Source organism: Amycolatopsis sp. FBCC-B4732 (genome assembly GCF_023008405.1).
GTDB lineage: Bacteria > Actinomycetota > Actinomycetes > Mycobacteriales > Pseudonocardiaceae > Amycolatopsis > Amycolatopsis pretoriensis_A.
Window position 1 is genome coordinate 6,509,246 of record NZ_CP095376.1, and the last position, 22,351, is coordinate 6,531,596.

General features: G+C 70.6%; 19 protein-coding genes. 12 read left to right on the forward strand and 7 right to left on the reverse strand.

The features are described from left to right. Positions 1-7: 7 nt before the first annotated feature. A complete protein-coding gene (locus tag MUY14_RS28480) occupies positions 8-835 on the reverse strand; it encodes a hypothetical protein (protein ID WP_247013674.1) in 828 nt (275 codons plus the stop codon). A gap of 337 nt (positions 836-1,172) precedes the next feature. Between MUY14_RS28480 and MUY14_RS28485 the strand changes: the two genes are divergently transcribed. Continuing rightward, positions 1,173-1,409, forward strand: a complete 237-nt coding sequence (locus tag MUY14_RS28485; RefSeq protein ID WP_247013676.1) for a hypothetical protein — start codon at positions 1,173-1,175, stop codon at positions 1,407-1,409. A 1-nt stretch (position 1,410) separates the two neighbouring features. Here MUY14_RS28485 and glgP read toward each other — a convergent pair whose 3' ends face one another. Further along, positions 1,411-3,939 (reverse strand): alpha-glucan family phosphorylase, encoded by a 2,529-nt coding sequence (glgP, locus tag MUY14_RS28490; RefSeq protein ID WP_247013678.1) that lies wholly within the window; start codon positions 3,937-3,939, stop codon positions 1,411-1,413. 131 nt (positions 3,940-4,070) lie between these two features. On the opposite strand from glgP, the gene MUY14_RS28495 reads away from it, so the two are divergent. Further along, complete coding sequence (locus MUY14_RS28495; RefSeq protein WP_247013680.1) at positions 4,071-5,504, forward strand: neutral zinc metallopeptidase; 1,434 nt, start codon at positions 4,071-4,073, stop codon at positions 5,502-5,504. 245 nt (positions 5,505-5,749) lie between these two features. On the opposite strand, the gene MUY14_RS28500 is transcribed toward MUY14_RS28495, so the two are convergent. Then, entirely contained in the window at positions 5,750-6,724 is a 975-nt protein-coding gene (locus MUY14_RS28500; RefSeq protein WP_247013682.1) for a tetratricopeptide repeat protein, read from the reverse strand. Between the two features lie 94 nt (positions 6,725-6,818). Between MUY14_RS28500 and MUY14_RS28505 the strand changes: the two genes are divergently transcribed. Further along, positions 6,819-7,226: a hypothetical protein gene (locus MUY14_RS28505; RefSeq protein ID WP_247013684.1), complete on the forward strand. Its 408-nt coding sequence runs from the start codon at positions 6,819-6,821 to the stop codon at positions 7,224-7,226. Here MUY14_RS28505 and MUY14_RS28510 read toward each other — a convergent pair. Further along, positions 7,223-7,528: a thiamine-binding protein gene (locus MUY14_RS28510; RefSeq protein WP_247013686.1), complete on the reverse strand. Its 306-nt coding sequence runs from the start codon at positions 7,526-7,528 to the stop codon at positions 7,223-7,225. The two genes, MUY14_RS28505 and MUY14_RS28510, sit on opposite strands and share 4 nt — an antisense overlap. 78 nt (positions 7,529-7,606) lie before the next feature. Here MUY14_RS28510 and MUY14_RS28515 point away from each other — a divergent pair, with 78 nt between their 5' ends. Beyond that, entirely contained in the window at positions 7,607-8,107 is a 501-nt protein-coding gene (locus MUY14_RS28515; protein ID WP_247013688.1) for a MarR family winged helix-turn-helix transcriptional regulator, read from the forward strand. A gap of 48 nt (positions 8,108-8,155) precedes the next feature. On the opposite strand, the gene MUY14_RS28520 is transcribed toward MUY14_RS28515, so the two are convergent. The 3 genes from MUY14_RS28520 to MUY14_RS28530 form a co-directional block, all read right to left on the reverse strand. Continuing rightward, complete coding sequence (locus MUY14_RS28520; RefSeq protein WP_086673082.1) at positions 8,156-8,521, reverse strand: DUF3817 domain-containing protein; 366 nt, start codon at positions 8,519-8,521, stop codon at positions 8,156-8,158. Positions 8,522-8,750: 229 nt separating this feature from the next. Next, the gene (locus tag MUY14_RS28525; protein WP_247013690.1) at positions 8,751-11,138 is read right to left on the reverse strand and encodes a GH92 family glycosyl hydrolase; all 2,388 of its coding nucleotides are present in this window, start codon (positions 11,136-11,138) and stop codon (positions 8,751-8,753) included. A gap of 67 nt (positions 11,139-11,205) precedes the next feature. Then, complete coding sequence (locus MUY14_RS28530; RefSeq protein WP_247013692.1) at positions 11,206-14,430, reverse strand: GH92 family glycosyl hydrolase; 3,225 nt, start codon at positions 14,428-14,430, stop codon at positions 11,206-11,208. 304 nt (positions 14,431-14,734) lie between these two features. Between MUY14_RS28530 and MUY14_RS28535 the strand changes: the two genes are divergently transcribed. The 8 genes from MUY14_RS28535 to MUY14_RS28570 all read left to right on the forward strand — a co-directional run bounded on the left by MUY14_RS28535 (position 14,735) and on the right by MUY14_RS28570 (position 22,342). Continuing rightward, the gene (locus MUY14_RS28535) at positions 14,735-15,718 is read left to right on the forward strand and encodes a LacI family DNA-binding transcriptional regulator (RefSeq protein ID WP_247013694.1); all 984 of its coding nucleotides are present in this window, start codon (positions 14,735-14,737) and stop codon (positions 15,716-15,718) included. Next, complete coding sequence (locus MUY14_RS28540) at positions 15,715-16,752, forward strand: class I mannose-6-phosphate isomerase (protein ID WP_247013696.1); 1,038 nt, start codon at positions 15,715-15,717, stop codon at positions 16,750-16,752. Before MUY14_RS28535 ends, MUY14_RS28540 begins: the two co-directional genes overlap by 4 nt. Beyond that, positions 16,749-17,513 carry an ATP-binding cassette domain-containing protein gene (locus MUY14_RS28545; RefSeq protein ID WP_247013698.1) on the forward strand — a complete coding sequence of 255 codons (765 nt, stop codon included), beginning with the start codon at positions 16,749-16,751 and terminating at the stop codon, positions 17,511-17,513. Before MUY14_RS28540 ends, MUY14_RS28545 begins: the two co-directional genes overlap by 4 nt. Beyond that, the gene (locus tag MUY14_RS28550) at positions 17,510-18,553 is read left to right on the forward strand and encodes an ABC transporter permease (protein ID WP_247013700.1); all 1,044 of its coding nucleotides are present in this window, start codon (positions 17,510-17,512) and stop codon (positions 18,551-18,553) included. The genes MUY14_RS28545 and MUY14_RS28550 overlap by 4 nt, the downstream gene beginning before the upstream one ends. Before the next feature lie 30 nt (positions 18,554-18,583). After that, positions 18,584-19,579, forward strand: a complete 996-nt coding sequence (locus MUY14_RS28555; protein ID WP_247013702.1) for an ABC transporter substrate-binding protein — start codon at positions 18,584-18,586, stop codon at positions 19,577-19,579. A gap of 199 nt (positions 19,580-19,778) precedes the next feature. Next, a complete protein-coding gene (locus MUY14_RS28560) occupies positions 19,779-20,492 on the forward strand; it encodes a hypothetical protein (protein WP_247013704.1) in 714 nt (237 codons plus the stop codon). A gap of 45 nt (positions 20,493-20,537) precedes the next feature. Next, positions 20,538-21,590 carry a sensor histidine kinase gene (locus MUY14_RS28565; protein ID WP_247013706.1) on the forward strand — a complete coding sequence of 351 codons (1,053 nt, stop codon included), beginning with the start codon at positions 20,538-20,540 and terminating at the stop codon, positions 21,588-21,590. Further along, on the forward strand, positions 21,587-22,342 hold the full coding sequence (locus MUY14_RS28570) for a LytTR family DNA-binding domain-containing protein (RefSeq protein WP_247013708.1): 756 nt from the start codon (positions 21,587-21,589) through the stop codon (positions 22,340-22,342). The genes MUY14_RS28565 and MUY14_RS28570 overlap by 4 nt, the downstream gene beginning before the upstream one ends. The last annotated feature ends 9 nt before the right edge of the window (positions 22,343-22,351 follow it).

Consider the following 22,351-nt stretch of genomic DNA (forward strand, 5'->3'; position numbering starts at 1 on the left):
CTTCGGGTCAGCCCGGGGAACCGGGGCTCAGCTCGGCGATCAGCGACGGGGGCAGCGAAAACGACCGCTCGGCGCCGGTGCCGCGGCGGGCGCTCGGGTCGACGAGCAGCCCGGTGGGCGTGGCGCGCCGGGCGGCGCGGCCGACGAACTCGCGGCCGGTCGCCTGGAGCCCGCCGGGCCAGCGGCACCCGACGGCGTCGCGGTAGCCGGCCAGGGTGTGCTCGTCGCGGAAGACGCAGAGCCAGGCCCCGCGCGGGCCGAGGTCGACGATGATCGGTTCCCGCGCCAGGTCCGCCGGCGCGCACCAGGACTGGTCGAGGAACCACCGGACGACGTCGTCCGCGTTGGCGTGGAAGCCTTCGATGGGGCTGGGCGGCGGCACGGTCCGGCCGGCCAGCCGCTGCTGCGCCCGGATGATCTCCCGCTCACCGAACCGGGACTTGGGCGTCCGCAGGCTCAGGTACAAGGCCTCCTGGAAGTGCTCGAGGTCGCGGGTGTGGCTCCGGGCCGAGCGGCCCGGGAGGCTCTCGAGCCGCGTGCCCAAGTTCGCCGACAGCGGCTCCGGCCCGATGTTGTAGGCGGCGTGCACCAGTTCGGGCTTCGGCTCGACCATCGAGTCGAGCACCTCCAGCAACCGCAGGCACACGATCGCGCAGACCCGCACGGGCGACGCCTCGGTTTCGATCGCCCAAATCCGGCGCAGATCGGCACCGAGTTTCCCCGGCAGGCCCGCACCCCGGACACCGGCGTTTTTGTGCAACCGGCTGGCGGCGTTTTCCGCGCGCAGGAGTCCGGGGTCCTTGCCCCCATCCGCAGTCGGGTGTCGCCCGGCCATCGTCACTCCCCAGCATCCAGAACGGAGTCCGCATCATAAAGGTCGTACAAACCGCGCGCACAACTCCATTACCCACGCGTGTCGTCGCTCAAAACCCGGCACCACCAGGGTTTCCGCCAAGTTCTTGACAGATCTTGGACAACTTCCCGGCACCACTCTCGCCAAAAACTCGTCAAGCGGAATAGCGCAAGAGTCCAAACCGTACGGTCGTCCTTGACTTGTTTCTGGCGAAAGCGCAGATCAGCGGCCCGACAATGGATCACCGCACGTACGTTGGTTTCGACGGCCCGTTCTCCGGCGGCCGCGAGACAACGGGAGCACCACAGTGGAATTGATCTTGATCGCGATTCTCTCGTGCTTGGTCGGCAGCCTGGTCACCGCCCGCGTGTCGGCGTGGCTGCCGCGGCCGAAGGAGCACGAAAGCGACCGCAAGGTCGCCGAACTCGAAGCCCGGCTCCAGGCCGTCGAGTACGCCTACCGCACGGGCCGGCCCGTGCTTCCCCCGCCGCCGTCGGGGCCGCACCGGATTCCGCCGCCCTTCGCCGGGCCCGTGGTGCCGCCGCCGTACTGGTGACTCAGGCCAGCACGACCCGCGCCAGTTCCGCCGGGGTCGCCAGCAACCCGTGCTTCGGCAGCACCCGCACGGTGTACCCGATCGACCCCGGCCTCGGCAGCTTCAAGCGGGCCGCGAACGCGCCGATGCCGTCCTCCGTCATCGGGACCGTCACCGCGTCGCGGAGTTCGTCGTCGTCGGCCACCTGGCCGACCACCGCTTGGATGTCCACTTCGGACGGGTTCAGGCCGGCCAGGTCGATGCGGGCGCGGATCGTCACCTCCGTGCCGACCACCAGCGGCTCGGTCTGCTCCACCAGCAGTTCCGAGTCGAAGATGCGCAGGCGGGGCCAGGAGACCTCGAGCTTCGTGCGGTAGTCCGCCAGGGACAGCGCGCCGCGGTAGCCGTCGCCCGTTGCCTCGGCCACCATGCGGGAAGCCGGGAGGTAGCCGTTGTCCACGTACTCGCGGACCATCCTGGACGCCTGGACGCGCGGGCCGAGCGTCTCCAGCGTGTGCCACACCATCGACAGCCAGCCGGTCGGGACGCCGTCGGCCGAGCGGTCGTAGAACAGCGGGGCGATCTGCTGGCCGAGCAGCTCGTACAGCGCCGCCGCCTCGAGGTCGTCGCGGCGCAGGGGGTCGGTGACGCCGTCCGCGGTCGGGATCGCCCAGCCGTTGCTGCCGTCGTAGCACTCGTCCCACCAGCCGTCGCGGATCGACAGGTTGAGGCCGCCGTTCAGCGCCGACTTCATGCCCGACGTCCCGCACGCCTCCAGGGGGCGCACCGGGTTGTTCAGCCAGACGTCGCAGCCGCGGTAGAGGTAGCGCGCCATCGACATGTCGTAGTCCGGCAGGAAGACGATCCGGTGCCGGACGTCCGCGCCGTCGACGAAGCGGACGATCTGCTGGATCAGCTGCTTGCCGTTCTCGTCGGCCGGGTGCGACTTGCCGGCCACGACGACCTGCAGCGGCCGCTCCTCGTTGAGCAGCAGCGTGCGCAGGCGCTCGGGGTCGCGCAGCATCAGCGTCAGCCGCTTGTACGTCGGGACGCGGCGGGCGAACCCGACCGTCAGCACGTCCGGGTCGAAGACCGAGTCCACCCAGCCCAGCTCCAGCGGGGACGCGCCGCGCTGCAGCCACGCCGCACGCACCCGGCGCCGGACCTCGTGCACGAGCTTCTCGCGCAGCTCGCGCCGCAGCCCCCACAGCTGGGCGTCCGAGACGCCGTCGCGCAGCGGCCCTTCGCCGACGTCGAGGCCCCACTCGCGGCCGAGCAGCGTGCTCAGCTCGCGCGCCACCCACGTCGGGCCGTGGACGCCGTTGGTCACCGACGAGATCGGCACCTCGTCGTGGTCGAAACCGGGCCACAGCCGGGAGAACATCCGCCGCGTGACGCGCCCGTGCAGCTGGGAGACGCCGTTCGCGCGCTGCGCCAGCCGCAGGCCCATGTGCGCCATGTTGAACAGGCCGGGGTTGTCCTCGGCGCCGAGCGCGAGCACCCGTCTCGGGTCGATGTCCGGCACCAGCCTGCCGTCGTTGAAGTAACGCTGCACCAGGTCCACCGGGAACCGGTCGATGCCCGCGCTGACCGGGGTGTGCGTGGTGAACAGCGTCCCGGCGCGGACGGCGGGCATGGCTTCGTCGAACGCGAGGCCGTCGGCCTGCACGATCTCGCGGGCGCGCTCCAGCCCCAGGAAACCCGCGTGGCCTTCGTTCGTGTGGAACACCATCGGCTGCGGGTGGCCGGTCAGCTCGCAGTACTTGCGCACCGCGCGGAAACCGCCGATGCCGGCCAGGATCTCCTGCCGCAGCCGGTGGTCGGCGTCGCCGCCGTAGAGGCGGTCGGTGACGCCGCGCAGGTCTTCGTCGTTGGCCTCGACGTCGGTGTCGAGCAGCAGCAGCGGCACGCGCCCGACGCGGGCCTGCCAGATCTGGGCGCACAGCTCGCGCCCGCCCGGCATCGCGACGCCGATCAGCACCGGCCGCCCGCCCGCGGTCAGCAGCTCCAGGGGGAACGCGTTCGGGTCGATCACCGGGTAGTGCTCGACCTGCCAGCCGTCCAGCGAGAGCGACTGCCGGAAGTAGCCGTTGCGGTAGAGCAGCCCGACGCCGACCATCGGCACGCCCAGGTCGGACGCGGCCTTGAGGTGGTCGCCGGCCAGCACGCCGAGGCCGCCGGAGTAGTTCGGCAGGGCTTCGGTGACGCCGAACTCCATCGAGAAGTAGGCGACCGCGGGCGGCAGGTCCGCGTCGCCGCGCTGCTGGTACCAGCGCGGCTCGTCGAGGTACCGCTGCAGGTCCTCGGCCGCGGCGCGGGCGCGCGCGAGGAAGCCGTCGTCGACGGCCAGCTCGTCGAGCCGGGCCGGCGGCAGCGCGGTGAGCATCCGCAGCGGATCGCGCACGGCGTTGAACAGCTCGGCGTCCATCGACGCGAACAGGTCGCGCGTGGGCGGGTGCCAGGTCCAGCGCAGGTTGGTGGCCAGCGCGCCGAGGCCGGACAAGGACTCCGGGAGACTGGCGCGGACGGTGAACCGGCGGACTGCACGCATGGGAAGCGACGATATCGGGCCGCGGCCCGATGTGCGCAGGCAGTAGTTCGGGGATAACGTGCACGCTCCGCGTAAGCCCTGGGTATGGTCCTGCCCGTCGGGTCCGGGTGGGTACGAGAGCGAGTGAACAGATGATCCATGGGGGAGGACGGCGCGCGCTGGTCGCGTTGCTCGCCGTCGCGGCCGTGGCCGTGAGCGGGTGCAACGACAAGGGCGGTTCGGGGAGCGGTCCGGTCCGGGACAACGGCGCCGGTTCGGTGTCCGGGCTGCCGGTGACGCACTTCGAGAGCGGCCTCAAGCCGGACGCGCCGTCGCCGGATCTCGACGTCCGCAACGCCGACGGCGGCGAGGACGACAAGCTCGCCACGGCCGCCATCGCCGACGTCCAGACGTACTGGGGCGAGCACCTGAAGGCCGACTTCGGGCAGCAGTTCGAGCCGGTGAAGTCGCTGCTGTCCTACGACGCGCAGACCGACACCGAGAAGACCGGCTGCGGCAGCGTGAAGAAGCTCGTGAACGCGTTCTACTGCCCGGTCGACGACTCGGTGGCGTGGGACCGCGGCGTGCTGCTGCCGATGCTGCGCCAGCGGTTCGGCCCGATGTCGGTGGTCGTCGTGCTCGCGCACGAGTTCGGCCACGCCGTCCAGTACCGGCTCGGCGACAAGGCCGGGATCACCAAGAGCACCCCGACCGTGGTCAAGGAGCAGCAGGCCGACTGCTTCGCCGGCGGCTACTTCCGCTGGGTCGCCGAGGACAAGAGCAAGTTCTACCGGGTGTCGACGTCCGAGGGCCTGAACCAGGTGATGGCGTCGATGTTCCTGATCCGCGACCAGGCGGGCACCAGCGCCGCCGACAAGGGCGCGCACGGCACGGCGTTCGACCGCACGTACGCGTTCCAGGCCGGGTTCGAGAAGGGCCCGAAGGAGTGCGCGGCGATGAACGCCGACAACGTGAAGGCCCGGCTCACCGAGCGCCCGTTCGACAAGGGCGACACCGGCAAGGGCGACGCGAAGTTCACCGACCAGGCCGTCGAGCTGCTGAAGAAGAGCCTCGACGAGGCCTTCAAGGGCGCCGGCGTCGCCGGCCCGGAGATCACCGACGGCGGCAGCTGCCAGACCACCCCGCCGGCGTCGTACTGCCCGGGCGACAACACGGTGAGCATCGACCTGGCGAAGCTGTCGCAGCTGGCCCAGCCGATCGACCGCGAGGCCGAGATGAAGGGCGAGGACCCGGGCGGCATGGGCGACTTCGCGGCGTTCTCGGAGGTCGCTTCGCGGTACGCGCTCGGTATCCAGAAGGGCGTCGGCGCGTCGATCGACAACGCGAACGCGGGCCTGCGCACGGCGTGCCTGGTCGGCGCTTGGGCGGCGTTCACGAACCGGCCGGGCGACCTGCGGCTGTCGGCTGGTGACCTCGATGAGGCCATCGCGGATCTGCTGCAGCCGGAGAGCCTGGTGTCGGCGGACGTGAACGGGAAGCGCCCGGACAGTGGTTTCGACCGGGTCGAGTCGCTCCGGAAGGGTTATCTCGAGGGCTCGTCGGTCTGCTCGAAGCAGTACGGCTGAGCGGAAGCGTGAAGAAGGCCCCCACCGCGCGGTGGGGGCCTTCTTCGTGCGCTGGGGTGGGGCGCGGCGCGAGTGGACCGTTCGTGCGGCCCGCGCGGCGCGAACGGACCTTTCGCGCGGCCCCCACCGGTGCGAGTGGACCGCTCGCGCCCGCCCGCACGGCGCGAGTGGACCGTTCGTGCGGCCCCGGCGCGAAAAGGCCCTCACCCGAGTCGCTCAGGTGAGAGCCGCCACGCAAGCCGTTCTCAGAAGAGGGCGCTCGCCAGGTCTCGGCGGGCCTTCATCACGCGGTCGTCGGCCGGGTCGAAGAGGTCGAACAACGCCACCAAGTGCTCGCGGACCCGGTTGCGGTCCTCCCCCGCCGTGCGGCGGACCGCGTCAATGAGGCGCTTGAAGCCCGCCTCGACGTCGTTCGCCGCGATCTCCAGGTCGGCCGCGTCGAGCTGGGCCGTCAGGTCGGTCGGGTCGGCGTCGGCCTTGGCGAGGGCCTCCGGGTCAGCGCTCTCCGCGCGGGCGGTGAACTTGACCTGGGCCAGGGCGTTCTTCGCCAGCTCGTTGGCCGGCTCGACGTCGAGGATGCGCTCGTACGCCGCCTGGGCCGCGGCGAAGTCGCCGCGCTCGAAGGCCTCTTCCGCTTCGGTGAAGCGCGGGTCCTCGGGCTCCTCGACCGGGCCGCCGCCGTTGGCCTCCGCCTCGCGGATCGACGGGAGCTTGTCGCGCAGGGCGTCCAGGAGCGCGTTGATCCACTTGCGGATCTCCGGCTCGGGCAGCGCGCCGGAGAACGCGTCGACCGGCTGGCCGCCGCCGATGGCGACGATCGTCGGGATGGACTGGGCGCCGAACAGCTGCGCGATGCGCGGGTTGGCGTCGACGTCGACCTTGGCCACGACCCACGCGCCGGCGGACTCGGCGGCGAGCCGCTCCAGCACCGGGGACAGCTGCTTGCACGGGCCGCACCACTCGGCCCACAGGTCGACGATCACCAGCTGGCGCAGGGACCGCTCGACGACCTCGGTCTGGAAGGTCGCCTCGGTGACATCGATCACGGCGTCGGTCGAGACGGGCGGCGGCGGCCCGTCGCCGCCGGGCGGGCCGGCCTGCGGGGCCGGCTGGCGCTGCGCCGAGTCGGCGCGGGCCTTGAGCGCGGACAGGTCGACCGCGCCGGAGAGGGCGGCCGACAAGGCCGCTGACTTCGCTGCAGATCCGCGTGGCTGTGTCACGCCCTCCATCCTGGCACGCGCGCCGGAGGAGTTTCACCGGGTGCCCCGGCCGGTCCGCTTGGCAGGACGGCCCCCGCTGGGGCAGGCTCGGCCGGTGCACATCCGGCGTGACGTGAAGGTGGGGCTGTCGATCGCCGCCGCCGTCGCGTGGATCGGCGCGGTGACGCTGCTCATCGTGCACGAGCCGGACCCGGGCGCCGCGTCCCCGGCCGAGCTGCGCGATCGCCTGGCCACGGCGCTTTCCGGGCACGACGCGGACGCGCTGGGCGGCCTGCTCGACTACCCCGGCTCCGGCGGCGGCGACTTCGCGAAGGACTACGTCGCGGTGCTCGCCGACCACGGCGCCCACGACGTGCGGGTGGCGCTCGGGCCGGACGCCGCCGCGCCTTCGCGTGCCACGGTGACGGGCACGCTCGGAGACGGGCAGCCGTTCAGCTACCCGCTGACGGTGACGAGCGAAGACGGCCGCTGGACGGTCGCCTTCACCCCGCCACTCCCCTAGTCCGCGTCGCGGAGGTGCGCTTCGATCCGGTCCACCTTGGCTTCCAGCTGGCCCTCGAAGCCCGGCCGGATGTCCGCCTTGAGGACCAGCCCGACGCGCGCCGAGCCTTCGCCCGCGGCCTCGACCGCGCGCTTGACGACGTCCATCACCTCGTCCCACTCGCCCTCGATGTTCGTGAACATCGCGTTGGTCGAGTTGGGCAGCCCGGAGTCGCGGACCACCTTGACGGCCTTGGCGACGGCTTCGCTCACCCCGCCGTCGGGCTCCCCGCCGGACGGGCTCACGCTGAACGCGACGATCATGGTCGGAAGTCCCTTCTTCGGTGCTCTTTCCGCCGGTCGGGCGACACGCGCCGGTACCCGCTGGTAACTTCGCGTGTCATGAACCGTCCGCTGCCGTTCGACCCGATCGCCCGCGCGGCCGCGCTCTGGGAGGACCGGATCGGCCCCTCCGGGACCATGGCCGCGGTGACCGGGGTGATGCGGGTCCAGCAGATCATCCAGTCCGCGGTGGACGGCGCGCTCAAGCCGCACGGCCTGACCTTCGCCCGGTACGAAGCACTGGTGCTGCTCACCTTCGCCCGCAGCGACAGCCTGCCGATGCGGGTGATGGGCGAGCGGCTCCAGCTGCACCCCACCAGTGTCACCAACATAGTCGACCGGCTGGAGCGCGACGGGCTCGTCAAACGCGTCCCGCACCCGACGGACCGCCGCACCACGCTCGTCGAGATCACCGACGAAGGCCGCAAGCGCCGCGAGACCGCGACCGAGGCCGTGACGACCATCGACTTCGGACTGTCCGGGCTCACCGAGCGGCAGACCGAGCAGCTGACCGACCTGCTGACGAAGGTCCGCCGGGCGGCGGGCGACTTCACGGAATGACGAAAAAGGCCCGCACCGGGCGGTGCGGGCCTTTCTCACGTCTTGGGATCAGGCGGCGACGGGTTCGCGCACCTGGAACAGGCCGACACCGCCGTGGGACAGCCGCTGCGGGCCGTCGAGCTTGCCGTTGCGCAGCGCCCACTTCTCGAACAGCCACGTGAACAGCGGCGGGATGCTCGCGAGCAGGGCGAGGACCAGCGTCTTCGGGCGCCAGCCGAGCGGCTTCGCCACGGACAGGGAGACGACCACGTAGAGGACGAAGATCACGCCGTGCACCATGCCGATGACGGGCACGCCGCCCTCGCCGGAGGAGTGGACGACGTACTTGAGGAACATCCCGACAAGCAGCGCCGCCCAGGAAAGGGCTTCGGCTACTGCGGCCACGCGGAATACTAGAGCGGCCTTGCTGGACACGTCTTCCTCCTGTGGGGTCTCACCACGTTGGTCACTACACACGAGCTGTGTTCACAAAAAAACGCCCGACACACCGTCCAAGGCGGACTTGCCTTGTACGTCAACGGCGTCGTCGGACGTGCTGATACCAGTGTGAGGCGTGACGGCCCTCACCGGAACACCGGGTCCCGTGACGATGCTCACGAACGTGGTCCATTGTGGTCAAGACCACGTTCGTGAGCGCCGCTGTCTAGTCAGAACACGGGGAAACCGGTGCTGCGGACGGCGAAGTCCCCCACGTCGCCTTCGCGACGTCAGCAGTCAGGGAGAAGTCCAGCGTCGCGCCGCGCTTGAGTTGGTCGAAGCCGACGTACACCTTGTCGCTCGGCTTCGAACCGACCTTCAGCCCCGCGACGTACTGCAGCTTCGCACCGTCCGCGCCGGGCGCCTTGATCGTGATGTCGCGCCCGTTCTCCAGGTGCAGCACGGACTTGGCGAACCGCGGCGTGTTGAGCACGAAGTTCCCAGTCCCTGGGACGGCCGGGTAGAGACCGAGGGCGCTGAAGACGTACCAGGCCGACATGGTGCCGAGGTCGTCGTTCCCGGTGACACCGTTGGGCGCGTTCGTGAACAGCGTGTGCGCGGCCCGCACGACCGTCGACGTCTTCGCCGGCTGCCCGGTGAGCGCGTACATCCACGGCGAGTGCAGGTCCGGCTCGTTGTTCGGGTTGTAGCGGAACTGGTCGTAGTAGTCGTACGGGCCGACGACCCAGTTCTCGCGCACCGCGGTCGCCGGGTTCTTCACCAGTTCGTCGTAGGCGAAGAAGTCGTCGAGGCGCTTCCCGGTGGCCGCCGGGCCGCCCATCCGCTGCTCCAGGCCGGGGACGTCCTGCTGGACCAGCCACTGGTACTGCCAGGCCGTGCCCTCGTGGAAGCCGTCCTGGCTCTGCGGGCTGTACGGCTTGTCGGCCGGGCTGAACCAGGCACCGCCGGCCACCTTCGGCCGGAAGAAGCCGGTGAAGCCGCGGTCGGTCTGCGTTTCGTCCCACAGCGTCCGGTAGGTCCGGCCCTTCGCGGCCAGCGCCGCGGCGTCGTCCTTTTTGCCGAGCGCGGCCGCCATGACCGACAGTGAACAGTCACCGAGTGCGTACTCCAGCGTCGCCGACGCGCCGTGGTTCGGGTCGGTGTCCTGACCCTTCTTCGGGAAGTCCGGGTCGTACTGCACGAACCCGTCGGCTTGGTAGCTCGCGTTGCCCGAGCGGCCCTGGAACGGCGACGACGCGGGCGGGATCTGCGTCGAGTTCTGCAGCAACGCCTGGTAGGCGCGCGTTTCCTCGCCCGAGAGCGCCCCGAAGCGCCAGAGGTCGACCAGGAACGGCGTGACCGGGTCGCCGGTCATCGTGTTCGTCTCCTGGCTCGCGTACGCCCACCGCGGCAGCCAGCCGCCCTGGTCGTGGATGGCGAGGATGCTCTTGGCGATGTCCTTCGCCCGGCTCGGCCGCAGCAGCGCGAGGAGCTGGTTCTGGGAGCGGTAGGTGTCCCACAGCGAGAAGAAGTCGTAGTAGGTCCAGCCGACCGCGCGGTGGATCTTCTTGTCGAAGCCGTAGTAGCGGCCGTCGGCGTCGTTGGCCGTCAGCGGCTGCAGCAAGGCGTGGTAGAGCGAGGTGTAGAACACCGTGCGGTCGTCGGTCGTGCCGCCCTTGATGTCCACGGTGGACAGCTCGTGCCGCCAGGTGCGCTGGACGTCGGCCTTGGCCGCGTCGAACGACCGGATGCGCTCCGACGCCAGGTTGACCCGCGCGCCTTGGGCGTCCACCTGGGAGATGGCGGTGGTGGCGGTGACCTGGCCGCCGCCCGCGAACGTCAGCCACGCGCCGCGCAGGCCGGCCCCGCCCGCGGAGGAGCGGGAGCCCGGCGTGCCACCGGTCGGCGACCACGTGCCCGAGGACTTGAAGGGCTTGTCGAACTTCGTCGTGAAGTAGGTCGTGTAGGGCTTGCCGCCGCAGAAGGCCTGCGACTCCACGGTTCCTTCGACGGTCCGGTCGTCGACGACGCGGATGCTGCTGCCCGTCACCGGTTCCTTGTCGTCGGCCTGCCCCACGTTGACGAAGACGTTGGCATCACCGGGCTTCGCGAAGGTGTACCGCTCGACGCCCGCCCGGGTCGCCGCGGTCGTCTCGACCTCGACGCCGCCGTAGCCGGTCAGGTGGACCTTGTAGTAGCCGGGCTTGCCGACCTCGCCGTCGTGGGTGAACGGCGCCGCGTACTGCTTCTGGTCGAATGTTTCGGGCGCACTCGTGTCGAACGCCTTGCCGGGGCCGACTTCGCCGGTGGTCGGCAGCGTCGAGACGAGGCCCCCCTGCTCCCAGCAGCCCGCGCCGGACAGGAAGAAGTGCCCGAACCCGCGGATCGCGGTGTCGGTGTAGCGGTAGCCGGCGTAGTGCGAGGTGATCGGGCTGACCTGCGTCATCCCGAACGGCGCCGAGGCACCCGGGAAGGTGTTCCCCTCGTCCTGCGTGCCGATGAACGTGTTCACGGCGTCGAGAGCGTCCCCGCCGGACGCCGAAGCGACCGCGGGACTCACCCCCGTCGCCACCACGGCGAGCGTCAACGCGCCCGCCAGGACCTTGCTCTTCACTGAGCTTTCCTCTCGATGCCAGGAAAGGCCGCCCGCGCGAGGCGGGCGGCCTTTCACAGGGGGATCACTACGCGCCGATGCCGATGGCGAACACGTGCAGGGCGCCGCCGCTCACGTTCGAAGGCAGCGTCACGCTCGCCACGGTCTTGCCCGCGTCGAGGGTGATCGGGTTGGTGCCGAACACCATCGTGCGGATCTGCTGCGGGTCGCTGCCCGAAGCGTTGCGGTACGGCGTGGACAGCACGATCCGGTTGCCGAACGCCGGCTGCGCGCCGCCGCCACCGAGGGTCCAGTCGGAGAACCCGATGGTCGCGGTGGAGGTGGTGCCGTCGGTGTAGGTCACCGTCAGCGTGCCGGACGCGTTGCCGTTGGACGCCGAGCCGAGCAGCGCGAGCCGCCCGGACCCGGTCACGTTCACCTTCTGGCCGCCGGCGACGACGTTGTCCGGGTCGCCCACCGGGAACGACGGCCAGGTGAACTTGATGCCGTCACTGGTCACCGTGCCGCCCGGGGTGGCGCCGGCCGCGGCCAGCGCGTCGGCCGAGTAGCTCCAGCCGCCGCCGTCGAAGTTGGCCGCGCCCGAGTTCGAATCCGGGGAGATGCCGGCGTTGTTCACCGTGGCGAGCCAGCTGTTCGGCTGGGCCACCAGCACCGTCAGCACGGCCTGCGTGCTCGCGAGTCCCGGGGACGAGAACGTCACCGGGATGCGGCGGGCGCCGTCGGCCAGTCCCGCCGGCACCGAAACCGTCAGATCGGCCTTCCCCTTGCCACCGGCCGGGACCGCGATGCTGCCCGACGCCGGGGTCAGCGTGATCCCGTCGACGCTGCCGGCGCTGTAGGTCCAGGTCCGGGCGGTGCCGGAAAGGTCCTGGACACCCACGGACGCCTTCGACGTCGACCCCGCGGGCGTCACCGCGCGGGCCGGGTCCACAAAGGACAAGCTCGGCTTCTCCTGCTCGCGGAACGAAGGCGGGGCGTCGGCCGCCGCGCTGCCCCACGCGGTCGCCGTGGCGGACCGCGTGTAGTCGAGCGTACCGCCACCGGAGATCAGCGCCTCCGGCAGCCACGCCTTCGCGGCCGCGCCACCGTTGACCTTCAGGCTGCCCACGTAGTCGCCGGTTCCCGGCGCATTGATGGTGACCTTCTTGCCCGCGCCGGTGGTGAGCACGGCGTGCTCGAAGCGCGGGGTGACCAGCAGCGTCTCGGCGCGGCCCGGGATCTCCGGGTAGATGCCGAGCGCGGACCAGACGTACCAGGCCGACATCTGGCCGAGGTCGTCGTTGCCGATCAGGCCTTCCGGACGCGGGTTGTACAGCTCGTCCATCGAGCGGTGCACGATCGACTGGGTCTTGGCCGGGGCGCCCGCGTACGAATACACGTACGGCGCGTTGGAGTTCGGCTCGTTGCCCATGAAGGCGTACGGCTCCTGCGTGCCCGCGTTCAGGTCGGTGAAGAAGGTGTCCAGCCGGGACTGGGTCGCGGTGTTCCCGCCGAACGCCGTCACGACGCCGCCGAGGTCGTAGGGCACCATCCACTCGTACTGCGCGCCGTTGCCCTCGACCCAGCCCTGCGAGCTGGCGGGGTCGTAGGTGCCGGCGAACGAACCGTCCGCGTTGCGCGGCTGGAGGTGGCCGGTCCCGGGGTTGTAGAGGTTCTGCCAGTTCTGCGCGCGCTTCATGAACGTCGTGTACGTCGCGCTGTCGCCGAGCCGCTTCGCGAACTGGGCGATGGAGAAGTCGGCGCTGGTGTATTCGAGCGTGTCCGCGCCGGCGCCCGGCACGTACCCGAGCTTCTGGTAGTCCTCCAGGCCCGGCCGCTCGGTGTAGCCCTGCGTCGGCTGGGTGGCGCCCTTGATCATGAGCAGCAACGCCTTCTGGGCGTCGAAGTCACGCGCCCCGAACGCGTACGCGCTGGACACGATGATGTGGTACGGGTCGCCGTTCATCACGCCGGTGTAGTCGTTGGCGACCGTCCAGCGGTCCCACGAGCCGCCCTGCTCGGCGTAGGCCATCATGGACCGGACGATGTCCGACGTCTCCTTCGGGTCGATCGTCGCCAGGAGGGGGACCTCCGAGCGGTAGATGTCCCAGCCGGAGAAGTTCGTGTACATCGCGTGGCCCTTGTCGGCCTTGTGGATCCGCCCGTCGAAGCCGATGTACTGACCGTCCACATCGGAGAAGACGTTCGGCTGGATCAGCGAGTGGTACAGCGAGGTGTAGAACGTCGTCAGGTCGGCGTCCGAGCCACCGGTGACGGCGATCTTGCCGAGCTGGTCGTTCCACGCCTTCCGCGCGCCCGCGGCCACCTTGTCGAACGACTTCCCGGTGTTCTCCGCCTTCAGGTTCGCCTTGGCGCCGTCCACGGACACGAAGGACAGTCCGACCTGGACGTTCACCTGGGCGCCGTTGAGGTTGGCGAAGGTGACGTACCCGCCGCTGCCCGGGCCGGACACGGTGGTGTTCTGCTGCTTGGCGGTGGTGGTGCGCGCGATCGAGGCGTTCACGCCGTTGGGCTGCGCGACCTTCGCCTTGGCACCACCGGTTTCCGCGGCCTTGCCCGGCGTCACGGCGCCGTTCTTCCAGGTGCCGATCGAGGCGAACGGCGTGTCGAACTTGGCCGAGAAGTAGACGCGGTAGCTGTTCTGCGCGCCGCAGAAGCGGCCGCTCGTGGCCCAGCCGCTGATGGTGTCCTTGCCGATGGTGATCGACGCGTCGTCGGTGCCGTTGACCGAGCCGGAGGTGTTGACCAGTAACGTCGAGGACGCGCCCGCCGGGTAGGTCAGCCGCGCGGAGCCGGTGCGCTGGGTCGCGCTCAGCTCGACCTTCGCGCCGCTGTCGAGGGTGACGTCGTAGGCGCCCGCGGTCGCGTGTTCGTTGGTGTGCGAAAACTTCGAAGTGTAGTGGGACGGGTCGGTCGCCGGGGACGTCGTCACTTCGCCGACATAAGGGATGAACGGGATGTCCTCATAGGTCGAACAGCCCGCGCCCGAAAGGTGCGTCAGGCTGAACCCGGTGAGGGCGTTGTCGTCGTAGAAGTACCCGCCCGGCTGGGATTTCACCGTGTCCGGGCTCCACTGGACCATGCCGAACGGCGCCACCGCGCCCGGGAACGTGTTGCCGGCGCCGCCGCCGGTGCCGTGGTCGGCGCCGCCGGGGCGGGTGCCGACGAAGGGGTTGACCCACTTCGCGAAATCGGTGCTCGTGGCTGCCGCGGCGGGCAAAGCGGGAGCCACCGCTGCCGTCACCGCCAAGGTCAAAAAGGTCAAACCGGCTCTTAAGCGCAATCGCGCCATGGCCATCGCCTCTCACGTCGTCAGCGCGACCGAAATGACAACCTTGTCGCGCAGTCGGTCGAACCGGGTCACCTTGGGCAGCGGCCCACCGGACAGTCAAGGTTCTCGTCAAGACCTGTCCACTTAAGGACACCATGATCAGCCGTCTGACCTACGACGTCGGTAGCCGAATCGGCACAATCCACGCAGCAGGCGTTGACAAGCCACGGGCGGGTGGCGTTCAATCCCGGTCACTATGACAACGTTGTCTCCACCCGGCCGCGACCGGGACGGCGCCGCGCGCACCGCGAGCAGGCGCGCCACCATGAGTGACGTGGCCCGGCTGGCGGGCGTCAGCATCAAGACCGTCTCACGTGTGGTCAACGACGAGCCGGCGGTGCACCCGGACACCGCCGAGCGGGTCATGGCGGCCATCGAGCAGCTGGGCTTCCGGCGCAACCTGGGCGCGCGCAACCTGCGCCGCGGGTCGACCACCGGCACCATCGGGCTGATCGTCGAGGACGTCGGCAACCCCTTCTACTCCGAGCTGAACCGCGCGGTCGAGCGCATCGCGACGTCGTTCGGGCGCCAGGTGCTCACCGGCTCGTCCGAGGAGAACTCCGACCGCGAGCGCGAACTCGTCCTCGAGTTCTGCGCGCGGCGGGTGGACGGCATCCTCGTCGTCCCGGCCGGTCTGCAGCACGGCTACCTGGTGCCGGAGATGCGCGCGGGCACGCCGGTGGTGTTCATCGACCGCCCGGCCGGCGACATCGTCGCCGACACGGTGCTGGTCGACAACCTCGGCGGCACCATCGAAGCCGTCACGCACCTGGCGAAGCACGGCCACCGGCGGATCGCGTTCCTCGGCGACAGCCCGGACATCTTCACCGCGGCCGAGCGCCTTCGCGGCTTCCGCGAAGGCTGCGTCCGCAACGGGATCTCCTACGACGAGTCGCTCGTCTCCATGCGCACGCCGACGCCGGAGTACATCGGTGACGTGGTGAAGCGCCTGCTGCACGGCCCGGACGCGGCCACCGCGGTGATCGCGGGCAACAACCGGATCGCCGTGCACGTGCTGCGCGCGCTGGCCCACGCCGAGCAGCGGCCGGCGATGGTCGGCTTCGACGACTTCGAGCTGGCGGACCTGCTCGACCCGCCGGTCACCGTGATCGCGCACGACGTGAGCGCCCTCGGCCACGCCGCGGCCGAGCTGCTCTTCGCCCGCGTCCAAGGAGACCAGTCCCCGCCCAGAAAGGTAGTCCTGCCCGTGCATCTCGTCGCCCGTGGTTCCGGTGAGGTCGCCCCGTGACCCTCGAACCGATCCGCCTCCCGGCCAACCAGCCACCGCAGTTCTACCGCGGCGGCGACGCCATCGCGGCGCTGCGCGGGGCGTCGTCCGACAAGAAGTTCGGCCCGGAGGACTGGGTCGCGTCGGTGAGCACCATGTTCGGGCAGGACACCAACGGCCTCACCCGGCTCCCGGACGGCGCCTGGCTGCGCGACGCCGTCGAGCGCGACGCCCCGGCGTGGCTCGGCGCCAAGCACGTCGAAGCGCTCGGGACGTCGACCGGCCTGCTGGTGAAGCTGCTCGACGCGGGCCAGCGGCTGCCCGTGCACTTCCACCCGGACGACACGTTCGCGAAGCGGCACTTCGACTCGCACTTCGGCAAGACCGAAGCGTGGATCGTGGTCGGGACCTACGGCGACGACCCGCGCGTCTACCCCGGGTTCAAGGAAACGCTGTCGAAGGCCACGGTGTCCGAGTGGACGCGCGAGCAGGACGTGCCGTCGATGCTGGGCGCGCTGAACAGCGTGCCGGTCAGCGCGGGCGACACTGTCTACATCCCGGCGGGCTTGCCGCACGCCATCGGCGAAGGCGTGTTCGTCGTCGAACTGCAGCAGCCGACGGACTTCTCGCTCACCATCGAATGGCGGGACTTCCTCGCCTCGCCCGAAAAAGGCCACCTCGGCCTGGGCTTCGACACCGCGATCGAGGCGCTGGACACCTCGGGCTGGGACACCGGGCGGCTGGACACGATCATCAAGCGGACCGCCGGCGACAGCGGTTCGACGGTCGACCTGCTGGCCACCGGTTCGGAGCGGTTCTTCCGGGCCGAGCAACTGCGCACCGACAAGACGACAACGTTGTCATTGGACCCCTCCTTCGCGGTTCTGGTCGTGCTCGACGGCGAAGGCACCCTGCGCACCGAGCACGGCGGCGAGTACGCGCTGGCCAAGGGCGACACCTACGTCGTGCCGTTCGACGCCGGTCAGACCGAGCTGTCCGGCACGGCGACGGCCATCCGCTGCCGCCCGCCGGCGCCGGAAGAGAGGAACGGATGAGCGAATTCCTCCTGGAAGCGGTCGGCCTGACCAAGCACTACGGCTCCGTCGAAGCCCTGCGCGGCGCGTCCTTCCAGGCCCGCGCGGGCGAAGTGACCGCGCTGATCGGCGACAACGGCGCCGGCAAGTCCACGTTGGTCAAGTGTCTCTCCGGCGCGGAGCAGCCGACGTCGGGCAAGATCCTCCTCGACGGCGCCGAAGCGCACTTCGACTCGCCGACCACCGCGCGGCGCCTGGGCATCGAGACCGTCTACCAGGACCTCGCCGTCGCCCCCGAGCTCGACCCGGCCGCGAACCTGTTCCTGGGCCGCGAAATCCACCGCAAGGGCATCCTCGGCAAGCTCGGCATGCTCGACAAGGCGGAGATGCGGCGGCGGGCCGTCGAGGAGTTCCAGCGCCTCGGCGTGACGCTGCAGAGCACCGACGTCCCGATCGGCTCGCTGTCGGGCGGGCAGCGCCAGAGCGTCGCGGTGGCGCGCTCGGTCGTGTGGGCGTCGAAGGTCGTGTTCATGGACGAGCCGACCGCGGCGCTGGGCGTCGTGCAGCGCGAACGCGTCCTCGACGTCATCAAGAAGGTGCGCGACAAGGGCATCGCCGTGGTGCTGATCAGCCACAACATGCCCGAGGTGCTGTCGGTCGCCGACCGCGTCGAGGTGCTGCGGCTCGGCAAGCGCGTCGCCCGGTTCACCGGGGCGGACACGAAGCTCGAAGACCTCGTCGCCGCGATGACCGGGGCGCTCGTGCAGGAGGAGGCCGCGTGAGCGCGCCCACGAAGGACATCCAGGAGTCGCCCGAAGCGGGCTTCGGCAAGCGGCCGCTGGGCAAGCGCCTGGTCGAGGCCAACACGTTCTGGATCGGGCTGGTCCTGCTGGGCCTGGTCGTGTTGTTCAGCGTGATCGCGCCGGACACCTTCCCGACGCTGTTCACCTTCCAGACGCTGTTCATCGAATCCTCGGTCCTGCTGATCCTTTCGGTCGGCATGACCTTCGTGATCATCACCTCGGGCATCGACCTCTCGGTCGGCTCGGTGCTGATCCTCTCCGGCATGGTCGGCGGCAAGACGATGGAGGCGCTCTCCGGCGGCGACGCGTCGAAGGCGGGCTGGGGGGTGATCGCCGTCGGGTTCGTCGTCGCCGTGGTCACCGGCACGATCTGGGGGCTGATCAACGGCGCCCTCGTCGCGCTGGCGAAGCTCCCGCCGCTGATCGTCACGCTCGGCACCATGGGCGCGGCGCTGGCCACCGCCTACCTGCTCAACGGCGGCTCGGACCTGCGGACCGTGCCGGCCGCCCTCACCCAGACCCTCGGCTACGGCACCTCGTTCGGCATCGTGCCGAACCTGGTGATCGTGGCGATCGTGATCACCGTGCTCGGGGCGTGGCTGCTGCGGACGACGAAGTTCGGGCGGTACACGTTCGCGGTCGGCTCCAACGCCGAGGGCGCGCGCCGGGTGGGCATCGGCGTCACCGCCCACCTGCTGAAGGTCTACACGCTCACGGGTGTCCTGGCCGGGATCGCCGGGTTCCTGTCGCTGGCCTACTACAACTCGACCACCATCTCCGGGCACACCACTGACAACCTCAACGCCATCGCCGCGGTCGTGATGGGCGGCACGAGCCTCTTCGGCGGCGTCGGCACGATCCTCGGCACGGTGATCGGGGTGTTCATCCCCGCGGTGCTGCGCAAGGGCTTCACCATCATCCACGTCCAGGACTTCTGGCAGATGTTCATCGTCAGCTGGGTCCTGATCGCCGCGGTCTGGTTCGACCAGCGCCGCCGCCGTCGCCGCAACTCCCGCTGAGTCCCCCCGAGTACAAAGAGGTGCTTACGCATGAAGCTGACCAAGTCTCTCACCGCCATGGGTGCCGTGGTCTCCGCCGCGGCCCTGCTCACCGCGTGCGGGTCCGGCACGGTCGGGCAAACCGGGTCCGGTGACTCGGCCCAGCCGGTCGGGGGCAAGAAGCTGGCACTGATCCCCGGTGTGCAGGCGGAGCCGTTCTACATCTCGCTGCAGTGCGGCGCGGAGGCCGAAGCGAAGAAGCTCGGCTACGAGCTGACGACGCAGGCGCCGCAGAAGTTCGACGCTCCCCTGCAGACCCAGCTGGTCAACGCCCTCGGCTCGAACCCGCCGGCGGCGCTGCTCATCGCCCCGACCGACGACACGGCGATGCTCGCGCCGATCCAGCAGGTCAAGGCCCGCGGCAGCAAGATCGTCGAGGTCGACACCGCGCTCAAGGACACCGGCGTGGCCGCGTCGTCCGTCTCGTCCGACAACGCCGCGGGCGGCAAGCTGGCCGCCCAGACGATGGCGAAGCTCGCGAACGGCAAGAGCGGCTCGGTGCTGGTGCTCGACACGATCGCCGGCACGTCCACGACGGCGGCGCGCGCGAAGGGCTTCGAGGACGAGCTGAAGAACACCCCGAACCTGAAGTCGATCGGCGTCCAGTTCACCCAGAACGAGCCGGAGCAGGCCGCGGCGAAGGTGACGGCGGCCCTGTCGTCGACGCCGGACCTGATCGGCGTCTTCGCGACCAACCTCAACACCGGCGAGGGCGCGGCGACCGGCCTGCGCAACGCGGGCAAGGTCGGCGCGGTGAACCTGATCGGCTTCGACGCCAGCCCGTCCGAGGTCGAGGGCCTGAAGAGCGGCCAGTACCAGGCCCTGATCGCCCAGGACCCGGCGTCGATCGGCACCCAGGGCGTCGACCAGGCCGTCGCCGCGATCGAGGGCAAGCCGGTGACGCGGAACCTGACCGCGCAGCTGCACTCGATCACCAAGGCGGACATGGAAGCCAACTCCCAGTACTTCTACAAGCAGTCCTGCTGATCGGTCCGTCAGGTCCCTGCGAGGGGTGCGCGCACCTCCCGCAGGGGCTTTGACCAGCGGTTTCACCGCCGGTGATCGGTCACCGCCGGTCACCGCGGCGAGGCAACCGCTCACCGCACGGCCCGTTTCACGGACGGGTGCCGCCCGTCACACTCATCTGCACATGCATTTACACATGCATGATCGCAGGGAGGGTGCGATGAACTACGAACGATCGGCCGTGCACCGGACGATCTTCGCCGTGGACGTCGAGGGCTACGGCGATCGGTGCCGGACCACACCACACCGCTTGGCGCTGCGCGACGGGCTGTACCGCGCGCTGTGCCGGGCGTTCGACGACGTGGGCGTCCCCTGGACGGCCTGCCGGAGCGAGGACTGCGGCGACGGTGTCTTCGTCCTGGCCCCGCCGCAGATCCCGAAGCGGCTCTTCGTCGAGTTCTTGCCCAACGCGCTCGCCGTGGCGCTGCACCGGCACAACCTGAACCACCACGCCGGTGCCCGGATCCGGCTCCGGATGGCGCTGCACGCGGGTGAGGTGGCCTACGACGACCACGGCGTCACCGCGCCGGCGATCAACCACGCGTTCCGGCTCCTGGACGCGGCACCGCTGAAGGAGGCGCTCAAGGCGTCGCCCGGCGTGCTCGGGCTGATCACGTCGGCGTGGTTCTTCGAGGAGGTCGTCCGGCACAGCGAGGGGCTGGACCCGACGACGTTCCGGCCGGTGCGGGTGGCGGTGAAGGAGACCCGCACGACGGGCTGGATCTCGCTGCCCGACCGGCCCTACCCGGCCGACGCGAGCCTGCTGGTGCGGGTGCCTGAACCGGCCAAAGTCACCGGCCTCGACGACTACCGGACCTGGCGCCGCTTCCGCCGCCACGCCCAGGTGCTGGCCGATCGCGGGGAACCGGGGTAGCCGTAGGATCTGTTCCCCTGGACACCGCCGCCGAGGGGAGGCCCGATGACCGTGCACCTGCGCCCGGCGTCGCGCGCCGACCCGCTGCCGGTGCTCGCCGCCGCCCGCCGGATCACCGACGACCTGCGCGACGGCCTCTCCGGCACCCGCGCGCGCCGCGCCGCGCACGGCCTGCGCCGGCTGTTCGGCTTCCCCGGGCTCGGCCTCACCGACCTGTCCGGTTCGCTGCTCTGGTCGGGACGGCCCGGGCCGGACGCGGTCGTCGCGACGGTGCTCGACGGCGTGCTGCACACCGAGGAACCCGGTTCCGCACCGGACGTCCTGGTGCTGCCGCTGCACGTCCGAGACGAACTGGCCGGGGCGCTGCTGGTGGTCGGCGACGTCCGCGAGGCGGTCGCGGCCCAGGCGGCGGACCTGGTCGTGCAGGCGCTGGAGCGCGGGCGGCTGGAGGCGTCGGCGGAACAGGCGGCGCAGGCCGAACTGCGGGCGCTGCGGGCGGAGATGTCCCCGCACTTCGTCTACAACGCGCTGACGGTGATCGCGTCGCTGGTGCGCTCGGACCCCGACCGCGCCCGCGACCTCATGCTCGACTTCGCCGACTACACCCGCTACAGCCTGGCGCGCCACGGCGAGTACACGGTGGTGGCGGAGGAGTTCCGCGCGATCGAGACGTACCTGGCGCTGCAGCGCGCGGTGCTCGGCGAACGGCTGCGCGTCCAGGTGCGGGTGGCGCCGGAGATCCTCGCCGTCGCCGTGCCGTACCTGGTGCTGGAACCGTTGGTGGAGAACGCGATCCGGCACGGCATCGAGTCGCGCTCGGGCACCGGCTTCGTCCAGGTGCACGGCCAGGCGGAAGGGAACGACTGCGTGATCTTCGTCGAGGACGACGGCGTCGGCATGGACCCGAAGCGCGCGGCGGACCTCCTCGCCGGCCGCACCGGCGACGACGACCCGGCCGGCCTCGGACTGGCCAATGTGGACAGACGGCTGCGGGACGTCTACGGCGCCTGGTACGGGCTGACGGTGGAGACCGAGGTCGGCGCGGGCACCCGCGTGGTCGTGCGGGTCCCGCGGTTCCAGCCGGGGGTGCTGCCGTGACGTCGCTTCGCGTACTCGCCGTGGACGACCTGCCGCCCGCGTTGGACGAGCTGTGCCGCATGCTGCGTGAGGCGCCCGAAGTCGGCGAAGTCGTCGGCGCGGGCGACGCGCTGAAGGCGTTGAAGCTGCTTCAGGCAGATCGGTTCGACGCGGTGTTCCTCGACATCTCGATGCCGGGCCTCGACGGTTTGGAACTGGCTTCCCTGCTGGCCCGCTTGAGCGAGCCCCCGGTGATCGTGTTCGTCACCGCCCACGACGGCCACGCGGTGGCGGCGTACGGCATCGGAGCCGTGGACTACCTGTTGAAGCCGGTCCGCGCGGAACGCCTTTCGGCGGCGCTGGCGAAGGTGCTGCGGATGGCGACACCGGCTTCGCGAGCGACCCCGGACGCGATGGCCGCGCTGCCGGTGGAGTCCGGCGGGCGCACGAGGTACGTCCGCCGCGACGACGTCCTGTTCGTGGAGGCCCACGGCGACTACGTCCGCCTGCACACCCGCGGCGGCGTGCACCTGGTGCGGATGCCGATTTCGCGGCTCGAGGAGTACTGGGAGGGAACGGGGTTCAGCCGGGTGCACCGCGGGTTCCTGCTGGCGGTGCGCGCGGTGCTGGAGCTGCGCAGCGACAGCGCGGGCGGGTTGCTGGCCCACACGGAGGCCGGCGACGTACCGGTGAGCCGACGGCACGCACGGGACTTGCGGGACCGGCTGCTGGAGGCGGCCCAGCGCGGCCAGCTCGGACCGGGCCCGCGATGAACCGCGCAG

What these genes read in the sequence shown, in the direction of transcription:
- MUY14_RS28480 (WP_247013674.1), bottom strand. Translation starts at nt 835, where the DNA reads ATGGCCGGGCGACACCCGACTGCGGATGGGGGCAAGGACCCCGGACTC.
- glgP (WP_247013678.1), bottom strand. Translation starts at nt 3,939, where the DNA reads ATGCGTGCAGTCCGCCGGTTCACCGTCCGCGCCAGTCTCCCGGAGTCC.
- MUY14_RS28495 (WP_247013680.1), top strand. Translation starts at nt 4,071, where the DNA reads ATGATCCATGGGGGAGGACGGCGCGCGCTGGTCGCGTTGCTCGCCGTC.
- MUY14_RS28510 (WP_247013686.1), bottom strand. Translation starts at nt 7,528, where the DNA reads ATGATCGTCGCGTTCAGCGTGAGCCCGTCCGGCGGGGAGCCCGACGGC.
- MUY14_RS28515 (WP_247013688.1), top strand. Translation starts at nt 7,607, where the DNA reads ATGAACCGTCCGCTGCCGTTCGACCCGATCGCCCGCGCGGCCGCGCTC.
- MUY14_RS28530 (WP_247013692.1), bottom strand. Translation starts at nt 14,430, where the DNA reads ATGGCGCGATTGCGCTTAAGAGCCGGTTTGACCTTTTTGACCTTGGCG.
- MUY14_RS28535 (WP_247013694.1), top strand. Translation starts at nt 14,735, where the DNA reads ATGAGTGACGTGGCCCGGCTGGCGGGCGTCAGCATCAAGACCGTCTCA.
- MUY14_RS28545 (WP_247013698.1), top strand. Translation starts at nt 16,749, where the DNA reads ATGAGCGAATTCCTCCTGGAAGCGGTCGGCCTGACCAAGCACTACGGC.
- MUY14_RS28555 (WP_247013702.1), top strand. Translation starts at nt 18,584, where the DNA reads ATGAAGCTGACCAAGTCTCTCACCGCCATGGGTGCCGTGGTCTCCGCC.
- MUY14_RS28560 (WP_247013704.1), top strand. Translation starts at nt 19,779, where the DNA reads ATGAACTACGAACGATCGGCCGTGCACCGGACGATCTTCGCCGTGGAC.
- MUY14_RS28565 (WP_247013706.1), top strand. Translation starts at nt 20,538, where the DNA reads ATGACCGTGCACCTGCGCCCGGCGTCGCGCGCCGACCCGCTGCCGGTG.